At 49.1% G+C, this 19,582-nt stretch carries 16 protein-coding genes; 2 read left to right on the forward strand and 14 right to left on the reverse strand.

The annotated features are described in order from the left end of the window. Nucleotides 1-61: 61 nt before the first annotated feature. A complete protein-coding gene (locus tag GL2_RS16765; protein WP_143731718.1) occupies nt 62-664 on the forward strand; it encodes a nitroreductase family protein in 603 nt (200 codons plus the stop codon). A 122-nt stretch (nt 665-786) separates the two neighbouring features. Here the strand turns inward: GL2_RS16765 and GL2_RS16770 are convergent, their stop codons facing one another. The 5 genes from GL2_RS16770 to GL2_RS16790 all read right to left on the reverse strand — a co-directional run bounded on the left by GL2_RS16770 (nt 787) and on the right by GL2_RS16790 (nt 10,643). Then, nucleotides 787-1,059 carry an AgmX/PglI C-terminal domain-containing protein gene (locus GL2_RS16770; RefSeq protein ID WP_143731719.1) on the reverse strand — a complete coding sequence of 91 codons (273 nt, stop codon included), beginning with the start codon at nt 1,057-1,059 and terminating at the stop codon, nt 787-789. 3 nt (nt 1,060-1,062) lie between these two features. Continuing rightward, nucleotides 1,063-1,260, reverse strand: a complete 198-nt coding sequence (locus GL2_RS22440) for a DUF4124 domain-containing protein (RefSeq protein ID WP_143731720.1) — start codon at nt 1,258-1,260, stop codon at nt 1,063-1,065. 152 nt (nt 1,261-1,412) lie between these two features. Further along, a complete protein-coding gene (gene pbpC, locus GL2_RS16780; RefSeq protein WP_197736469.1) occupies nt 1,413-3,779 on the reverse strand; it encodes a penicillin-binding protein 1C in 2,367 nt (788 codons plus the stop codon). Next, the gene (locus GL2_RS16785) at nt 3,776-8,860 is read right to left on the reverse strand and encodes an alpha-2-macroglobulin (protein WP_143731721.1); all 5,085 of its coding nucleotides are present in this window, start codon (nt 8,858-8,860) and stop codon (nt 3,776-3,778) included. The genes pbpC and GL2_RS16785 overlap by 4 nt, the downstream gene beginning before the upstream one ends. 667 nt (nt 8,861-9,527) lie before the next feature. After that, nucleotides 9,528-10,643: an agmatine/peptidylarginine deiminase gene (locus GL2_RS16790; protein WP_143731722.1), complete on the reverse strand. Its 1,116-nt coding sequence runs from the start codon at nt 10,641-10,643 to the stop codon at nt 9,528-9,530. Nucleotides 10,644-11,166: 523 nt separating this feature from the next. Here GL2_RS16790 and GL2_RS16795 point away from each other — a divergent pair. Next, nucleotides 11,167-12,228: an NAD(P)/FAD-dependent oxidoreductase gene (locus tag GL2_RS16795; protein ID WP_143731723.1), complete on the forward strand. Its 1,062-nt coding sequence runs from the start codon at nt 11,167-11,169 to the stop codon at nt 12,226-12,228. A 93-nt stretch (nt 12,229-12,321) separates the two neighbouring features. Here the strand turns inward: GL2_RS16795 and GL2_RS16800 are convergent, their stop codons facing one another. The 9 genes from GL2_RS16800 to GL2_RS16835 all read right to left on the reverse strand — a co-directional run bounded on the left by GL2_RS16800 (nt 12,322) and on the right by GL2_RS16835 (nt 19,557). Continuing rightward, the gene (locus GL2_RS16800; protein ID WP_020412965.1) at nt 12,322-12,639 is read right to left on the reverse strand and encodes a heavy metal-binding domain-containing protein; all 318 of its coding nucleotides are present in this window, start codon (nt 12,637-12,639) and stop codon (nt 12,322-12,324) included. Between the two features lie 84 nt (nt 12,640-12,723). Beyond that, complete coding sequence (locus tag GL2_RS16805; protein ID WP_143731724.1) at nt 12,724-13,221, reverse strand: arsinothricin resistance N-acetyltransferase ArsN1 family B; 498 nt, start codon at nt 13,219-13,221, stop codon at nt 12,724-12,726. Between the two features lie 50 nt (nt 13,222-13,271). Then, a complete protein-coding gene (locus tag GL2_RS16810; protein WP_143731725.1) occupies nt 13,272-13,880 on the reverse strand; it encodes a hypothetical protein in 609 nt (202 codons plus the stop codon). 546 nt (nt 13,881-14,426) lie between these two features. Further along, the gene (locus GL2_RS16815; protein WP_143731726.1) at nt 14,427-14,885 is read right to left on the reverse strand and encodes a nuclear transport factor 2 family protein; all 459 of its coding nucleotides are present in this window, start codon (nt 14,883-14,885) and stop codon (nt 14,427-14,429) included. Between the two features lie 204 nt (nt 14,886-15,089). Further along, nucleotides 15,090-15,365 carry a DUF1971 domain-containing protein gene (locus GL2_RS16820; RefSeq protein ID WP_143731727.1) on the reverse strand — a complete coding sequence of 92 codons (276 nt, stop codon included), beginning with the start codon at nt 15,363-15,365 and terminating at the stop codon, nt 15,090-15,092. Between the two features lie 51 nt (nt 15,366-15,416). Beyond that, nucleotides 15,417-15,827: an alpha/beta fold hydrolase gene (locus tag GL2_RS22000; protein WP_232053660.1), complete on the reverse strand. Its 411-nt coding sequence runs from the start codon at nt 15,825-15,827 to the stop codon at nt 15,417-15,419. An 11-nt stretch (nt 15,828-15,838) separates the two neighbouring features. After that, a complete protein-coding gene (locus GL2_RS22005; RefSeq protein WP_232053661.1) occupies nt 15,839-16,315 on the reverse strand; it encodes an alpha/beta fold hydrolase in 477 nt (158 codons plus the stop codon). A 93-nt stretch (nt 16,316-16,408) separates the two neighbouring features. Continuing rightward, complete coding sequence (locus GL2_RS16830; protein WP_143731728.1) at nt 16,409-18,844, reverse strand: ABC transporter permease; 2,436 nt, start codon at nt 18,842-18,844, stop codon at nt 16,409-16,411. Next, nucleotides 18,841-19,557, reverse strand: coding sequence for an ABC transporter ATP-binding protein (locus GL2_RS16835; protein WP_143731729.1), 717 nt, complete (start codon nt 19,555-19,557; stop codon nt 18,841-18,843). The genes GL2_RS16830 and GL2_RS16835 overlap by 4 nt, the downstream gene beginning before the upstream one ends. Nucleotides 19,558-19,582 lie beyond the last annotated feature (25 nt).

Raw genomic sequence — 19,582 nt, forward strand, 5'->3', positions numbered from 1 at the left:
AAACGCAATAAACTTTCTCTCATCGATATTCACACAAATAATGACAGTGAGAGAGAAGATTATGGACTTGTTCACAGCCGTTGAAACACGCCGCTCAGTAAAGCACTACGACTCCTCAGCCCAGATGTCACCAGGCGAGTTCTACAACCTTATTCAAGCCACCATGTTGTCACCGACTTCATACAATATTCAGCATTGGCGTTTCCTGCGGGTCACTGACCTCGCTCTTCGCAGTGAGCTGAAGGGCGCAGCTTGGGGCCAGCAACAGGTGGAAGATGCCTCTGAATTGATCATACTTTGTGCAGATATCAATGCCTGGCAAGATCGTCCTGAACGCTACTGGGCCGATGCACCGAAAGAGGCTCGGGAGGTGCTGGTCCCTATGCTGACGAACTTTTACCATGGCAAGCCCCAGCTGCAGCGGGATGAAGCAATTCGAAGTTGTGGACTGGCGGCGCAAACCTTAATGCTTGCGGCAAAAGCACAGGGCTATGATACAGGCGCGATGGTTGGATTTGATCCACAGAGAGTTGCTGAGTTAATCAACCTGCCTGAAGGTTATCTAATTGGAATGATGATTGTCATTGGCAAGGCGAGGGTAGCCGCCAATGGGCGTGGTGGTCAGTTGCCGATGGACGAGGTTCTATTTGAAAACAGTTTTTGAAGACAATTCACTTGCGCCTTCTTAGTGTGGCAAGTTTGAGCTTGCAGAAATACCGGCAATCAATCATCTCAGTTCTGAGCACAGGGGGTGATTGATTCCTTGCAAGGGCGGAGATTTTAAATCTATGGATCTCTGTCAGCTGGGAAAAAGTGCATAGGGAAGTGAGTAGTGGTTTTGCGCACTTCGCTGTCCCCAAAATCTATTTTTTGGATTTCAGCTGTCACTTGTTTGATCAACGATTTTGAGTCCAGGGTGGTGAGAGCCACAGAAATACTTGAGACCTTTCCGCTGGGTTCAATTTGGATAATATAATCAACCATGCCGTTAAGGCTTGGGTCTTTCTTTAGCGCGTTCAGGTATAGTCGATAAATTCTACCCTTGTGTTTGTCGAACACCTTTTAAATTTTATCTTTACTGCGTTCTTGTTTTTCCTTTACGTTGCGAGTAAGGCTGCCAAGCTCTATGCGATTAGGTTTTTTATCGGAGTATCGGACCTGGCCATTTTGATTGACCCATTTGCAGATTTCTGCGTTTGTGGATGCCACTGACAAGAGAAGGGCAACATAAACACTATTTCTAAGGAAATATATACTCATACCGTTGCTTTCCTCCAGTATTGTGATGTGCCAATCAGCTTCAGATCCCAGTGTTTCGCCGCACGATTCTATGATAATGGCAGAAGCTGGATGATCTTTATGACAGTGAAGGTGAACCAGTTCAGCTCACATCTTCTGAAGCTGAATAATATTCAATTATTACTGCCCACAAAAACCTCAATCCGATCCACATTTCCACTGGCATCCAGCACGGCAATCTGTTGCTGACCACTGGTCGGCCTGAGCTTAAGACCTTGGTTGGCAATGGATTCACCCACGGGTTTGCCATTCAGGAACCAGTACCGTCTTCCCTGCCCGCCAATGGCACTGAGATTCAAATGCGGTAGTGGGGCATTGGTACCGGCAGGACGGTATTGGTTGCCGTTACTGGCGCCGACAATTTTCAGTGGCGTGCCATGGGTAGCAGCGGGATTGCCACATTCTGGGGCTGTTGGGGGGATTTGCTGAGCACGGGTTTGGCTCGCTGGTAGCCAGGCTTCCAGTTCTTTGGGCCATAGGGCGAGGCTGTGTTTTTCGGCACTGGTATCCATACAACGAGGTTTCACCCGTAAGCCTTGTGAGTTGGCATAGAAACTAAACGTTTGTGCAGCGCGCAGGGGTTCACCTTTCGGCGGTAGGGTTCTGGGAGTGCGGCCCTCAATAAGCCAGGCATTGCGCTGTTGGTGGCAGTGTTTCGCTTGAGTTAATGCTTTGCGGCCACCTAGTGGCCAGCAGATCACCTGTTTGGTGATCGATTCGGGCTTTGCCAGATGTTGTTGCCTGTTGTGGGGGAGCGCGGCGATTACCGCGTTCAATAGTGGTGTGGCGCTGATGGAGCCGTAGTAACCGGGTAAGGGGGTGCCGTCTGGGCGGCCCATCCAGATACCCACGGTGTAGCTTGGGGTTACGCCGATGGCCCAGGCATCTCGATAGCCGTAGCTGGTGCCGGTCTTCCAGGCGATATCTGCCTTGGTCTGCCGAACCAAGTTGCGCCAGCGACGGGAGCCGCCGCGATTGGAGGCGAGCATTTCAAAAGTAACCCATGCGGCCTCTGGAGACATCAGGTGTCTCTCACGTATTGGATCTTCCGGCAGGTAGCGTGGCGCAGCGGCCAGACCGCCGCGCGCGAGGGCGGCATATAATCCTGTGAGTTGATCCAGCCGTGCACCTACGCCGCCCAATACCATGGCCAGATTCGGTTTACCGCCGCTGGGGAATTGCAATGTCAGGCCGGCATTTTCCAATGTCGCCGCCAGGCGGCCAGGGCCGTAGTGTTCCAATAGCTGTACTGCCGGAACATTAAGGGATCTGTGTAGGGCAGCGGTAGCGCTGACGGGACCGGTGAAGCCCCGATGGAAATTTTCCGGTCGGTAATCTCCGTAGATACGCGGTGCATCACTGAGGAGTGAGGCACTGTGGATCAGGTCTTCATCAATGGCCAGCCCATACAAAAAAGGCTTGAGGGTGGAGCCGGGTGAACGCACAGCCCTGGCCATATCCACGTAGCCGTATCGGCGCCCATTTCCGAAATGGGAGGCACCTATGTAGGCTCGCACGGATAAATCGGAATTTTCCAAAACTACAACGGCAGCGGAAGTTTTTTGCGGATACCTGTCCATATGATCACGCAGAAAACTTTCCAGCCCGCGCTGAATACTGCCGTCGATAGTGGTACGGATGACTTCTCGATGGTTGATTTTTTCTACCAGTCTGCGCGCCAGGTGAGGGGCGTTCTGTGGGAACTCCAGTCGTTCGGCGTAGACTTTTTCCTGTCGCGCACGTTCGGCTTCTTCTGCGCTCCAAATACCAAAGGCTTGCAGTCGTACCAGTATTTTGTTTCGCGCTTTTTGCGCCTGTTGCGGATGCCGGTCCGGTCGCAGGCGACTGGGGGCCTGGGGCAGTACGGCTAATAGTGCAGCTTCGGCATGGGTGAGGTCGGCGGCTGATTTGCGTAGGTAGAGGCGGCTGGCGGCCTCAACGCCTTCAATATTACCGCCGTAGGGTGCCAGGTTCAGGTAGAGGTCGAGAATTTCCCGCTTACTGAAATGCCATTCCAACTGCAGGGCGCGCAACATTTGTTTGGCTTTGCCAGATAGGGTCCTGTGATGTGGGTCCAGCAGGCGCGCTACCTGCATGGAGAGGGTGGAGCCACCGGAGACCACATACCCATTACGCAGGTATTGACCGGCTGCACGAAGGAGAGCAAAGGGGTTGATGCCGGGGTGTTGATAGAAGTGGCGGTCCTCATAGGCGAGTAGTGCCTCGATAAATCGCGGCGATACCTCATCTTGGGTGATAGGGTAACGCCACACTCCACGATTATCCGCAAAGAAGCGCAACGGTTTGCCGTGGCGGTCGGCCACTACCCGAGCGAAGCTTTGCTCTTTGGGTAGTGGTGGAGGAAAAATAAAATCCAGTATTAGCAGGGTGGTCAAAAGGGGGATAGGCATCAGCAGCAGCGCACGAATTTTGCGGCTGCTGCTTTTCCAGGCGCCTGTGAGTGAGGCTAACCGTTTCACTGCTTACCGATTACCCGCATTTGCACCAGTGGATTTTTACCAATAGCAAAGCGCTCGGGATTGTACATATCTTCCACATAGGGCGGAGGCACCTGGTAACTGCCCGGAGTTACGGCGCGTGCAATATAGAAAAGGTTGGTCGGTTTCCACTTCGACTGGTCCAACGCTGCCACAAAGCGGTCATCGCGGAATTCCATATGTTGCACATTGTCCTGATCATCCTGCCACTGGGCGATACTCTTGCCATCGAATTCCAGTGCGTCCACTTTGATGCTGTCGGCCAGGTTTTGGTTTTCCAGCTCGAACCCTGCGGGCAGCAGGTCGACGGCGAGCAGATCGGGTAAGCGCTGGTCCGCGCTGATTTCCAGGCGCACCAGATAGAGCTCGCCTTCTCGAACTTCAGTGGGCACAACCTCTGAGCCATCCAGGTTGTGGTAGCTGCGCCTGATAGTGACGCCCTTGTCCATGACTTCAGAGGGTGCCTGTTTGCTGTAGCCGTTGATGGTGATTGCGGTGAAGAGTTTTTCCACTTTCCCGGTTAATTCGATAGCCTCCGCAGCCTCGCGACCACGGAAGAGAGTGTTGTAGGGGGTGTCACTACTCAATTCCCGCGACTCATCCAGGGTCTTCAGTGAGGCAGACCAGTTTTCGCTGCTATTCAGCTGTAACTGCACACCCGCCATAAATACGCTGTTGCGCTCTTGGGTGCTGAGGTAATGGCGTTGGCGTAATAGATCTGCCATTTCAAACAAGAGCCCCTCGGCTTTATCGACAGCTAATTTGTTTTCCAGTAATAGGGAGATTATCTGTGCGGTATCTCGTAGGTTAGAGCCGTAATCACCGTAGTAACTGCGGCGCTTGCGCTCAATGGAGAGAGCTTTTTGTACTGCTTTCTGGGCCAGGGTGGTATCGCCCATGGTATGCAGCGCGATGGCCAAATGCAGTTGCGGCAGGGGAGATTGGGTCATGTCAGAGCCGCTCTCATACAGGCTGCGCAATTGGCCGAGAGAAATTTTCTGCACACGTGAGAGCACATAGGCTGCGTAAGAGCGTGCAGCGTAGGCATAAAAATCGGGATCATTGCTGTAGCGTTGCTGATAAAAGCTTCCACGCTCACGCGCGTAATCCTGCAGGCGCTTGAGGGTGGATTCCAGGCGCGTGTTATCGAACACAATGCCCTGGTCCCGCGCACGCAGCAGTAGGTCGGCCACGTAAACTGTGAGCCACTGGCTCTCAAGGGATTCAGAACTCCACAGGCCAAAGCCCCCATTACCTTTTTGCATACTGAAAATGCGTTCAATACCCGCATCGATGCGATCGGCCCGTTCGTTTTCATTCATTGGCTCGACCCCCAGTTTTTGTTGCCGCTGTGGGGTGGCCATTACCAGCGGGTAGACGCGGCTGGAAGTTTGCTCCAGGCAGCCGTAGGGGTATTGCAATAGATTGGTCAGGTGATCCTGTAATTGCAGTTGCGGGCGGCTGTCCACGGACACCAGGGTCTGTACCGTATCCGGCATCAGTGAATTGAGGAAGCTGGTGTCGGGGCTGAAGCTTTCGCCCTGGGTCAGCAGGCGCCGCTGGGTACGGGTGGTGGCTGGCCAGGCGGGGCGCACGCCCAGGCGCCACTGACGTTCGATAGCGATATCCTGGCCATCTGTATCTACTACACCCCGGACATTCAATTGGAACTCCGCATCACCGGTGGCGTTTTTGGCGGTGATAGGGAAACGCAGGGTCTTGCGCTCGCCATCGGCCAGCTCTATTAACCGTTCTCCCATTCCCATCTCTACCGCGCCGACAGAGTGCATTTCCACGGTGAGTTGTTGGGTACGGCCGCTCAGGTTGTTCAGGTCCAGTGCCAGAGTACCGTGATCGCCGGGGGCCATAAAGCGCGGTAGTGCTGCCTGGGTTACCAGCGGTGAGGCGATTGTCATTTCCGCATCGGCGCTGCCATAAGCCTCTTTGCTGAACGACGTCGCCATCAGGCGCAGACTGCCATTGAACTCAGGCAGTTGTAGTGAAACTTGAGCTTTACCTTGTGCATCGAACTTCACCGGGCCGGAAAACAGCGCAACGATCTGTACGTCGGAATTGGGTTCGTTACCACCTCGGGCCAGTTCCGCATCGCCACCGAAGCGCTGTTCAACCAGTTTGCCCCTGCCGGATTCGATAATACGGTGATAGACATCACGTACATCCACGGCATAACGGCGCTGGCCGAAAAAAGCCTCGAAGGGATCTGGTGTTTCGAAGCGGGTGATATTGAGTACGCCCACGTCTACCGCTGACAAAGTTACCCAGGCGGTGCCACCATTCGCCAAGATAGTTTCCTGATCCGCACTGACGGTGACCTTAACCTCTGAGGCGGGCAGGGCACGCGCCGGTGCTTCCAGTGTAATGGGCAGACGTCGGGGCTCCCGCTCCAGTGGCAAGTGGGTGAGGCCGAAGGCGCGATTGGGGGCGATACGCTCGCGTTTATCGGCGGGGCGCAGGGCGGTTACAGAAATATAGGTATCGTGACTGTCCCACTCCGGTGAAATCGGGATTTCGATATTGGTGCCCGATTTCTCCACGGATATACGCTCAGACCATAACAGTCGGTCGCTCTCTACCAGAACCAATGCCTCTCCAGCGGCCGGTGGCACTATGGTGAGTTGCGCCAGATCACCAGCTGCGTAACTGGGTTTATCCAAAGACAGCGCCACAGTATCTGGCCGCGCTGCCTGGCCCTTGGTGACCTGATCCTTACGCCACCAGTAATACCAGTTGCGTCCGGCGTGAAAGCGCAGGCTGCTGGTGGCTCCGCTATCTGTGTCAGTGACCTCCAGGCGGTAATGACCGTGCTCCACAGGTACCGTGAGTTTGAGAGGGCCTTCTTCGGAAAACTGCAGCTGCCGACTGAATGACTCGAATTCGGCACTGGAGTATTCGTAGTGCCACCCCTGGCTTGCGGAGTACTCCCAAAAATATTGGCGGTCTTCAGAGACCAATACCGCATTGAGGTTGCGACCGTTGACCGGCTCACCTTGTGCATTGGCAACGATAATTTCGAATTCCGGTCTGCTGTTGGCTGGGGGGTTATCCTCACCAAAATTTGGGCGTATACCCACTACCGGGTGCTTGGGCCATACCAGGATCGGGTGTTGGCGTGTTACTGGGCGGCCGCCGGATTCGAACAGGCTGGAAACCAGATGGATTTTCAGAGGGTTCTTCGCATGCTTCCAGCGGGGTTCCAAGGGCAGTTTGCCAAGTCCTTTATCATCCAGCTCAATGGTAGGGGCATTGAACTGGCGCACCGGTAATAATTCTTTAATATCCCCAAATACAAACCCTTTCCACTGCGAGAAGGGTTCTCGGTAATGGCTGATCTGAACCAGGGTTTCCAGGCGGTTGCTCGCCGCCGGGGCGCCATACAGATAGCTACCTTCAACTTCTACAGTAACAGCTTTGTTGTGCCCTTGTAGCAGGCTGCGCTTTTCGCCGCCTTGCAAAATCAGCTTCATACGCTCAGGCAGAAACTCTTCCACTTTGAATGGATAATTAACCTTGCGCCCATCGGCCAGCTCTACGTCCAGGCGCCAGTTACCGGTAGGTGCATTTTGCGGGAGGGGGATCAGCTTTTCGTAATAACCCGGAGCGCTGGAGTGCCAGGTAAAAGTGCGTGCGTTGGTGTTATCGGGCTTAATTAATTCCGCCTTAATCGGCAGGTCTTCGATATAGCGTCCATCATAATTGCGCAACAGACCGCTTACCTGGATGGACTCGGTAGGGCGGTAAAGATCCCTTGGACCATACATAAAAAATTCTATCGGTCGCGAAGGGCGCTGCCCCAGCTTAAAGTCCGATAAGTCCAGTGCAGGCTCACGCAGGTCCAGCATGGAAAAGTGACCGGTATCTGGATCGTGCGCTACAAAAAAGCGCTGGGCGTCTTCCTGTTGCTGGGTGAGCTCAAAGCGAACATGTCCGTCTGCTGATGTGGTGAGTTGATTAATCTGCTCCCCTTTGTTGTTCAGCAACTCCACTTCAATGCCTTCCAGTGCTACCCCCTCGTCCAGGGAAGAAACATAGAGATCAACGCTGTCTGGATAGTAGCGCGCGTGTAGGCCCAGGTTGGAAATAGAGAAGTGAGTCACATCGTAAAGATTGGTGTCGTAAACCCCCGCCGGTTGCATCACTGCGACATAGATTCCCGGCTGTTTGAGGGGTTCAATATGGCCAATAGAGAGATCAAAATCCCGCTGAACAAATTTCTCTTTGGTGAGATCAAAATGCGCGCTATAGACCAAATCGGCTACCCCATTGAGTGCCTTAAGTTGGTAGTAGTACTTCAGTGATTGATTTTTGATCAAACTAAAGAAGTTGGAATAATGCTCGGGCTTAACCCTATGAAAGTGTATCTGTACTGCTTCAACACTGACCGCGGTCACGGGTAAACCGGGCGTAACGGTAACGGGAAAGATGCTGCCATTGCTGGAAAAGCTGATACTTGGCTCAATCCGGCGGGTGCGGACCTTCTCCTGCTTCTCTTTTTCCAGTTGCAGGCCATCCTTACTAGGTATGCCTTGAGCTACTGTGATTTTGTATCGCGTGTTGGGCTTAATATGTGGGAAGTATAGGATTTTTTGATTGTCGGATAGTACCCAGCCACCATCGACAGTTTCGCCATCGTCCCGGGACAGGCTCAAATAAGAACCAAAATGGGCATTGCCTAGTAGTGGCTCAGAAAAGATGACGGCTATTGCCCGAACATCCTTATAGATTCGCTCACCGATATGTAAAACCTTCAGAGAGCGGTCTTTGGGTGCAGAAGTGATGGGATTGCTGTCACTTTCCGTTGTGGTGGTCTGCGGGGGCATTGCTGAGCGCTCTGTGAACTCACTTGAATCTTTTGCAGTCAACGGCTTTGGCTTATCGTGGGTGGGGTCGAAGTCTGTTGTTTGGTGACTATTTACTTTATCCCCTCCAGCACTGAGTTTGGGGGTGTCAGTGGCTGCATTCTCCGACTTATCTTGCGAACAGGCTACCGCAAAAAGGCAGAGAAGAATGACCGCAATCCAGCGCATTAAGCGGAGAGGGGGCATGGGTATTTCCTTATAGGTCGTATTAGGAGGCGGACAATTTAGTAGGTATTGAAACTTGTCTCAAGTTCCATTTTGATTTGTCGGTTTAGCTGAAGTGAGGGGCGGTATTGATGCCAGAGATGGGGAGAGTGGTTTTAGAGCCTGATTCACACTCCTTATTTTTAAGTAAGTGAAGAGGTCTTAGCAAGTGGTTTCATTGTTCCTGTTAAGGGATATAAAAGAATGGCTGGATTAAATTGAGTTGGTCCAAGTCGATACAACAGTTATGTCGACTTCTTCTTGCCTTAAAGTAGCTTAATCCAGAATGTGCCTTCAAAAACAATCCCGAGGGCAAGAAGGGTACCATTCCCCGCTGCCATTAAAAATAATAGGGTGGTGATGATGATCCGTCTAATAATTGTACTCCTGTGGGCAGTTGCACGCTTGAAAGCAGCTATTATCAACTGTACTGAATACCTGATTGATGTCCAGCATATAATATAGTTTGGGAGCACCTGAATAATTCCGAAATAACTATGCGCGTCTTGCAGAGAAATTCACACTCTACGTTATGATTGCTTGAAGGATTTGGATATTCAAGCAGACTATATTCTTTAAGCGGTATCCCAGTTTTTCAGACATGGAAAACTTTACAGGTGATGCAGCAAATTTTTTAAGAAAAGCAGAATCAAACAATAATCTCTTGCTGCGTAGAACAGTGGACGCTGCCTCCACCTGAAGCGATTCCATCAATTGCTATTTGCTCAACTGTATGATTGGGGAAGGCGCTTTGTAAAACAGTTCTGGCTTTCTCATCTGCGTTTCTATCGCCAAATTTTTGAGCAATTATTGCGCCGTTACAAATATAGTAGCCAATATAGCCTGCGGCAAAGTCTTTAATGCCAAATCTCTCATTAATAATTTCTGGTGTATCCAGAATGTGTAGATTTAGCGGATTTCCATCTGCGTCGACACTATTGCTTAATGTGTTGATGTTTTTGCGAGTAACCTCATAGTCATAGGAGGGCTGATAATTATCCCTGCTAACTATAACTTCCCCAGGTTTGATAAAGCGTGCGTAAAAATCGGTATGGCCGTCCGTGATATCCATTCCTTTGATGCCTTTGAGCCAAATAATTTTACGTAATCCGAGTAGTGCCTTGAGTTCCTTCTCAACATCTATTTTTGACCATCCTGGGTTGCGGTTTTTATTGAGGATGCAGCTCTCAGTCATAATCGCGGTACCATTTCCATCAACTTCAAAGCATCCACCCTCTAGTACAATGCTGGCTCTCTCATGGATTGCTCCAGATGTATTGGCAATATACCTGGCGACGTGTTTATCTAACGAGTGTTCCTGTTTGTTACCCCAACCATTGAAGTTGAAGTTTAGTGCAATTTTCTCCCCATAGGTGGATCTTACAAAGGTGGGGGCAGTGTCACGAAGCCATAGGTCATCGACTTCAAAAGCATGAAGCTCGATTTCAAAATTTGAATTATCTAAATCCAGTAGCTCTTCTGCTTCATGTAAATTTTTTCTGCTCACCAGGAGAGATACGGGCTCATATTTGGCAATTGTGTTTGCAATTAATGCCAGATTCCTTTTCACCTCAGGAATTTGATTATGTGACCAAATATAATCATTGGCAACAAAAGCCATCCATGTTCTCTTGTGTTGACCACTTTCATCTGGCATGTGCAGTGAGTTGGAGGTTAAATTTTGCGTGGCTAATGATTTTTTTGCGAATAGGGGGCCTGCAAGTAAAAGGCTGCTTATCTTAATAAATGGTCTTCGGTCAATCATGGTGGCTTTCTGTTATTTCAGATTGTTGATTTTTTGCAGTTTTATGGAGTTGATCTTAATGTTATTTTGCGTTTGAGGCTACAGATTTGTGCGATGTTTGTGTGGGAAGTGAAAGTTCAAAGAGTTCGTTAAAATTTTTTCTTTTTAGGTGGGGTTGCTGTGCCTAAGGGGAGAATTTGTCCTGTGGGTTGGCGGTCTATATCTTTGTAATATTTTATTAATTTAAAGTATGATTAATAAAGCATTAAAATGAATAAATAATTTATTTTTGCAGTACTCGGTTCGTATCAGCCGCTACATATCATAGGGTGATTATGGTAATGTTCAGGGTCTGATAGCTAAATTTTCCTGGTTTCGGTACTCTTTTCGGTTGTAGGGGGGCACAATTACTCCTTTCATTGGTGGAGGTGCCCTTTGTATCGATAACCACCTGAACATTATGTAGAGGGGTGAAACCGAGTATTCACGTTTATACTTTACGCAGATAGCAGTGGCCTGATAATGAAGTTATTCGAGGTGGCTTGTGAAAGTACTGGTTGTTGGGGCAGGACCTACTGGTCTTACCGCTGCCGTTGAGCTTGCTCGCCTTGGTTTGTCACCAAGAATTATTGACCGTCGGGACAGCGCATCCACTCTAAGTAGGGCTGTAGGTATTACTTCCCGCAGTCTTGAATTGCTTTCGAAGTCTGGCGTTTCAGAGAAATTGATAGCTGAAGGTATTGCTGTTCAAGCTGCCTGCATCTATCTGGATACGCGTCTAGCGCTTGAATTCCCCCTTCACTCCGATCGCACCTATTTCCCCACTATTCTCGGATTGCCTCAAGACAGGACCGAATCCCTTATGGCCCAGGTACTATCAGGTATGGGTGTTGAGGTTGAATATCAGAAAGAGCTTACATTTCTTACTGAATCTGAAGGTGGAGTGGTAGCCCAGTTTGATACAGGTGAGGAGGAGCGTTTCGATCTTGTGATTGGAGCGGATGGTATCCACAGCACTGTTCGTGAGGCTGCAGGTATTAATTATCCTGGGTTTGACCTGGAGGAAGAATGGTCGATTGCCGACGTCGATACCGATGGTTGGCCCCCAAAAAGAAAGTTCACATTGGTAAAAATGGCGTCCGGAGTGGTAGCTGTTGCAGTGCCTTTAGGGGAGGGGCGCCATCGTTTGGTGGCAAGCTGTGAAGATGCCATAGGGGCTTTCCCAATGACATTGGATATCAAGAGGGTTCGTCGTCAGGGAACCTTTAAGATTTCTGTTCGCCAGGCTGAGACCTACTCGAAAGGCAGGATACACCTTGCTGGAGATGCGGCTCACTGTCATTCCCCTGTAGGTGGGCGCGGTATGAACTTGGGGATTGCAGATGCTGCTGAGCTAGCAGCTCGGGTTGTAGCAGGGCGGCTTACCGGGTATTCAGAATTGCGTCACAGGGTGGACAAGAAGGTTATTGACGTTACCGAGCATGGCCGCAAAATAGTCACTGGGCAATCCCTTAAGGCAAGATTTGAATTCAGGGCCCTTATAGCTGCCGCCAACTCTTTGCCGGCGGTGCGGAGAAAGTTGGGGCAGTTTGCGGTAGAGCTTTAGTCGTGTAAATTAGTAGAGTAAAAATAAGTAGCAGCTTTTAGCTTGGGCTAAGTCTATACGGGTAAGTTGTTCAAATTTTTTGATACCAATAGCCTATCTTTTTAACTTTACTGCTGTACCAAAAACCAGGATCTCTGAGGAGCCGTCCATAATAGCACTTGTAGTAAAGCGAATACCCACTACGGCGTCAGCACCTTTCTGTGTTGCGCTATCACTCAGCCTTTGAAAAGCTTTTTTTCTCGCTTCGGTTAGCATTTCGGTATAACCACGGATCTCTCCACCGACAATACTCTTGATGCCTGCCATTAAGTCACGACCGATATGTTTTGACTGAACAACATTACCAGTGACGATATCCAGCACCTCTGAGATTTCCTTTCCTGGTACTGTTTCTGTAGTGGAAAAAATCATTTGACTTCCTTCTTATGGCGAAATCTAGTGTAAAAGTATATATCTAATACGTGGCTATCGTAATCGAATGAGTATATATCTTCATTATTTTCCTGTGGAAAGTAAGCATTGCCAATAACCAACATCCACCCACTGCTCAAACTTGTATCCCACTTCCTTAAAATGAGCGACTTTCTTCATGCCAAATTTCTCATGAAGTGCGACGCTACTGGCATTGGGTAGTGCTATACCGCAGATAACTGCATGAACATCAAGCTGTATCAACTGCTTTAATAATTCTGCGTAAAGCTTCGAACCCCAGCCTTTAGATATTAAATTTGTATCTAAATATACGGTAGCTTCTACTGAGTGCTGATATGCACAGCGCCCCTTCCATTTGCTGGCATAACAATAGCCAACTATGCGACCTTCATATTCTGCGACAAGCCAGGGGAGGTTGTTTCTGGAGCATTCTTCGATCCTGTTGGTGATAATTTCAGTTGAAACAGGCTCGGTCTCAAAAGTAATGAAAGTACTTTCTATATAGTAATTGTAGATTTCAGCAATCTCTGCGGAGTCTAAAGTAGTAACTGGTCTTATCATGCTTATTCTTAGTTCTTCCCTCATCGTAATAAGAAAAATGGTCAGCTTAATTAATGCTTGCCTTCCTTGGTGTTGTTCAGTGATTTCTCTAAAGCCTTCGATTCTTCTATTACTCGAACTGACCAGTCTATTCGTTGCTGATCAGAGATTATATCAGGATCTATATCATACAGGCTCCAGTTTCCCGATGGGTCTTTCACAAATTGGGTGCCATACCATTGTGGTTGGTTTAGGTTCATCATTAGTCGATCCCATGTAGCTGCTTTTAACCAATTTGCCTTGCTTTTGTCCTCAGCAAGGGTGGCTGCTATGGTGGTAAGTGCGTGAGCGAGCCTAATATCTTCCACATTATTGCCATGCTGGAAAATAAGTGCTGCATGGTAGAAATCTTTCGAAGTCTTAATTCGGCCCTCTGCTAGCATCTTTAGTACTTTTCCACGTCGATTCTTGTCTTTATGATTAAGTACATTCCAGTCGATTTCGTCGTGTGAAAGCTTGCGTGCAATCTGGTCCTGGTTAAATAAACGGGTTAGCTGCTCATTTTCCTGTGGGTGTCGGCTCTCAGATGTCTTATCTATACCTGTTCCGTGATCTGCAAGTGAATCATGAATTGTAATACAGTAAGTATAAATTAGAATTTTAATCAGGGTCTTTTTCATGCAATTACTTTTGTGCTGTTAATGGTGAAGTATGGGGCTGATAGCCCCATGCTACTTCTTTATATCGCTATCGTAGGATAAATGTTAGGTATCCAGCTCTTATATGCCAGTTTATAGAGTCAGAAATAAGGTTTTGCTTGTTCTTATTTTCATTATCTTCAGGTTGCGTGTATAGAGATTTGGTAGTAACTGGCTGAGGCTCATTCGAGTAGCTAAGTTGATACATATTTAGATCCCCTGGCCACAACTCATTATTCAGGGTGTCTTCCTGGTGTGCGCACCCAACGAGAGCCATAAGTAGAAATACTGAGGATATGAATCTCTTTGTCATCTTGGTATTCTGCTTAAGCATTATGTGATCTCGGATATCTTAATTTACCAGCTGTAGTTAAAATGCTCCAGGGTCCAAACCAGCAAATAGTGATTTTAAACTGATAGTTTTCTGAGAGGCAGGAAGTTGTGATTTTCTGTCTTGGGTTTGAGTGCATTTGGAAATCACATGATATACAGAAGTGTCCATTTGCTTTAGGCCCGTATTGCCCCAGTTTATTTCTTGCTTACATGTCTATTGTTGTCATGGTATTGCCAGAGAACGTTGATTATCTTCCATTCGTCTCTATCATTTTTATATAAGTGCATGTAGTCAATCCACTCATCTACAGATAATTTTACCGATGCAGCCCGACTATCAATATCAAGGATATCTATATCAATTCTAGGGGAAGGTGGAAACTTATCTCCATTCTTATTGTAGTTTTCGGCTATCCAGAGCATGGTTTCATAATCTGTCTCCATTATGAACTCTGAACCATCCTTAGCTTTCCAATAGGTTCTTTTGGCTAATTTTTTATCTAAACCCCTACCCATTAATCTGGGCTTAACCTGGTGTTGTGATTCAATATAGTCGAGGACAGCCCTCTCTATGTTTTTCTTATCATCAGGTGAATTTGCAGTTACAGCATTGGCGAGCAGGAAAGATAAAGTGAGCAGTGCAATCCGATACATAAATACTTCCTTGGATTTTTTGAGGTTTCTTTAATATTCTGGATGAGAATATCTGTCTAACTATCCACGTTACTTATCAGTGAAGTTGATGTTGTCCTTTTATATAGGTGGCTGAAATGTATCCTGTGTCTATCTGCCTTCTTTGACTTGAGGAAGCAGGGCTGTACCAGATCTATCTATCAAGATGGCTGAATTTGATGATTTCTATCGATAGAACTCAACATAAAATTTTACGTCCCCTAGCGGTTTTATGTGGTGCCTTATAGTTGGTTCTACTACGCCAAATTTTTTAGGACTCAACTCAACAATCTCCACTTCAGGCTCTTGAATCGTATATTCCAGTGATCCGGATAGGATTACAATTTTCCCCCATACTCCCTCCTTGGTATTGTGATCTTTCAGTAGTCCTGGAGGGATGTCTTCTTCAGTGAATTCAGGGGTTTTCTTATAAGGGGTTATACCGGGGGGCAACTCTTTCATTGACGGCAACCTTTTGTTGTTTGGATAGAACTTTGGCAATCTAGCCTTTGTTCATAGGCTGATTGGAGCCACTTTTTTTGAACGGTTCTCAATAAACCCTAGGTAGGTTGATGCGAGAAGGTCTGGTGCTTCCCACTGCGGATAGTGTCCCACTTTTGCCAATTCTACGATACCAGCTGGCCGCTCTATCAGTTCGCGGAAACGGGCTACCATATGTGCGCCTGAAACCGGGTCATATGAGCCATTTATGAGCTGCAGTGGGCCAGGGTACTGGTTTAGGGCATCCAGCCATCGCTGGCGGTATTCGAGGCGTTCTTGCATGTAATTTATCAGTTTGTGGAAACGGTATTTGCCGCCGTTGTACTGGATAATTTGCCAGAGTTCACGCAATTCGGTCTCTGTGGGCTTGGTGGCAGGTCCAAACAGCACCTTGAAGCTGCGGCAGAATTGACGATAGTTCACTAGCAAGTTGATCAGGGGCCGATGGGGGAAATCAGTAACTTCTGGATGGGTCGTGCTTTGTGCGTTTCAGGAAAGAGACCACCATTCAGTAAGCACGTAGAACGGAAAAGCTTCTTTTCCCGGCTATTGTCTCTAGCGAGCAGTTCCTGGGCAACGGTATCGCCGTAGTCGTGTGCCAATAGATGTAATGAAGTGATTTCTAGGCGATGTAGAAGCTCTTCTTGTAAGTCGGCTTGCTCATGGATGCTATACCGGTGTTGTTTTGGTTTGTCAGAATACCCAAAGCCCAGCATATCCATGGCAATACACCGGAAATTTTCCGTAAGTTGTGGCCAAACTTTATGCCAGTCATAGCTACTTGTTGGGAAGCCGTGAACCATCAATAGTATTGGCTTCCGAAGGTTGTTTGGATCGCTGTCGATATAGAATAGCCGGTGATTTTGGTAGCTGAAGTATTGGCCACTTGATAACCACTGTTGAGGCTGCATTGGTTTTTCCATTTCTTATTGTTGTACTCGCAGCAAAGATTGCACGAAGCGAGTACAATCTCAAGCAGTGTCGGATATTGGCGTAAAGAGTAACTACCCTGTGCCACGCAGGGCGTAAATCGCTGGCTTGTTGATTATCTTCCATACAGAAAGCAGGGTAACCGTGGCGGTTAGGCCGATAATAAGTAGTGGTGGCAGTAGCCAGCCCCAGAGGCTGGTTTCAATGCTGAACTCACTTTGCTCAAGCCAGAGCGCGAGTGGGACCACTACCAAAGTCGCTACAGCGATACCGATAACTACGGGAATCAGGCTATCGATCAGGGTGTGACAGAAAATTGTCGCTGGGCGGGCGCCGATTGCCATGCGAACGCCAAGCTCAGTACGCCGCAGTTGTACACTGTAACTGAGCACTCCAAAGATACCGATGGCAGCGAGGCTGAGTGCCAGTAATGTGAGGGCGGTGGTTACCCAAACTGAGACCTGGTCATTGCTTAGGAGTAGGTCTCGCGCCTGCTCCAAGGAGAATAGCTCGGAAACTTTGTACTGCCTGTTTACTCCGGCAAATTCCCGATTTATTTCTGTGGTGCTGAGTGGTTGGTGAGGCTTATGTCTGAGTACGAGTAGGGGATAGCTCACATTGATACCGCGCACAAATAAGCGGGCGGGTTCCTTTTTGCCGGGAAGGCTTGCGTTACGCACTATGCCGACCACTTGGTAGGGCAAATCACCTCGCCAGTAGTAGCGCTTGCCTAATACTTCTCCATCGGGTTCCAGCTGCTGGGCCAGGGTTTCGTTGACGAGCATCATGCGATTGTTATCGGAAAACTCAGCCGCATTGATATGGCGGCCAGCTACCAGTGGCATACGCAAAATGGAAAGGTAGTTTTCGTCGACTACTGTGGTCTTGGCCATCACCGGGTTTTGTCGGCTGGCATCATGACTCAGGGATGTGGTCCAGAGTGGCCGGCTGATAGAGATAGGGGTGTTTAGGCTCAGGCTGGCATTTTGTACTTTAGGGTGCTCCAGCAATCTTTGCCTGATGGCCTTCAGATAACTCTCTCGTTCGGTAGTGGGGGCGCTCCTAAGATTGCCGATATTCAGAGTCATTACCTGAACGTTGTCCAAAGGGAAACCAAATGGTTGGTTAATCAGGCGATTGGCTTGCAGGAATATCTGTAAACTGGCGACGATGAGTAAGCTGGTCATCGCCACTTGGCTACTGATGAGTACCTTACGGATTAGAGGCGAGATCTGTACGCCGGAACCTTTGCCGCTGCTCTGCAGCATTTGATTCAGTGCGCGGTAATTAACCTGGCGACTGACTATGGCTGAGAAGAACAGGGCGAGCAGTAAGGCACACAACAGTGCAAAAACCAGTGTCTGCCAGTTTAAGGTGAGCTCTTGAATGCGAGGAATTTGTTCCGTAGCCATCACCTTTAATACTTCCGTCGACCCCAGGGCTAATAGTAGAGAAAGTAATGCAGCCCCTAACATAAGTAGGCCGATTTCACACAGCAGGGTCAAAAAGATATGTTTTTTGTGTGCGCCCAACGCGACCTGTATAGCCATATTGCGTTGTTGTTTGGCTGCGCGAGAAAGAATCAGGTTGGTAACATTGGCGCAGGCAATTAACAGGAGCACCAGGGTACCGCCCATTACAATTAGGGTTCGAGTGGTGCTGTCGCCAAGAATTTTATTGGCAAAGGGGGTGAGTCGGTATTCAACGGACCTTTCTACCGAAGAGGATCTTCCCGCTAGGGCAGCTTGATACTGGGCGTCCATTAATGTGCTCAGTTCATGCCCCGCACTGGTGGGGTCAATGCCCGACTTCAGCTTTCCTGTGAGCATGCGAAAAGGCAGGAAGCCTCTCCAATTATTTCTGCGCTCTACTTGTGTATCGTTAAAGTCCCAGGGCAGCCAGACCGCCGTTTGTCGGCCCTGCTTATAGATTTGGGGTTCAATGAAGTCTTTGGCAGTGACGCCGACAATACGAAAGTCCACCTCCCCAAATTGTAGGCTTTGCTCCAAGACATTTGGGTTGCGCCGGAACATCTGCTCCCAGGTTTGATAGCTGATAACCGCCACGGGAACCCGGCTGTCGAGCCCTTCATCGGTATTGAATTGTCTGCCCAAGGCCAGGGCTGCTCCAGCCAGCTGGAGATATTCTGGAGAGACATAGGAAACATTAACCCGTGGTGATCCGGATAAATTGCGAACCACATCTTCCCAGAAGTACACCAGGGCGCTGGACTCGAAGAAACTGTCGCTTTTATAGATTTCAACCAGGGCGGGGTATTGGCTGTTGTTTTCCAGTCGCAGCTGCTTGTTCTGGTAGAGATTACCATTCACGACATACAGCCGATCTTCGTCCGGGTAGGGTAGGGGTGCGGCTAACAGTTGGTAGTTGAGATTAAATAGCGTTACCAGGGCGCCGAGGGTGATACCTAGGGTCAGAATAATAGTGGTGGCGTAGCTCCGCGCCCGATTGAGGGACTGGAGGGCAATGGACAGGTCCTTTGTGGTGATCATAGGGCCATCTCATGGGGCTCTTTTATGGGCTGCGGCGTTGAGATTTTTCCATCCAGTAGATGCAATTGGCGGCTGGCCATGTCTGCATAACGAGGGTCATGGGTCACCATGCATAGGGTGGTCCCTTCATTGTTGAGCTGCTGCAGCATTTCCATTACTGCATCGCCATTGTGGGAATCCAGGTTGCCGGTGGGCTCGTCCACCAGCAGCAGGGATGGATTGCCAACTAGCGCCCGGGCTATGGCGATTCGCTGCTGTTGGCCACCGGACAACTGGTTAGGTTTGTGAGAGGCCCGGTGACTCATCCCTACCTTCTCCAGGCAGTATTTCACTTTTTTATCGGCTTCAGGATTGGGAATGGGATTGCGGCGGTATCGCATGGGCAGGGCGATATTGTCGTAGACAGAGAGTTCGTCAATCAGGTTAAAGGACTGGAAGATAAAGCCTACTTTCTCGTTGCGAATAGTCGCCGCCTCACTCAGCGACAATTGAGCGACTTCAATGCCTTCAATCTGATAGCTGCCGTTGGTGGGGAGGTCCAGCAGGCCGAGAATCGAGAGAAGTGTGGATTTACCGCAACCCGAGGGGCCGCAGATAGAAACAAATTCCCCCGAGTAAATACTCAGGTCAACGCCCCGCAGGGCGTGAGTTTCCATTTCTTCGGTGCTGAACACCTTAGTGATCCCGGCCATATGAAGGATTGGCTTGGACATAGCGAACTCCCTTTCTCGCTTTAGG

The organism is Microbulbifer sp. GL-2 (assembly GCF_007183175.1).
Classification (GTDB): domain Bacteria; phylum Pseudomonadota; class Gammaproteobacteria; order Pseudomonadales; family Cellvibrionaceae; genus Microbulbifer.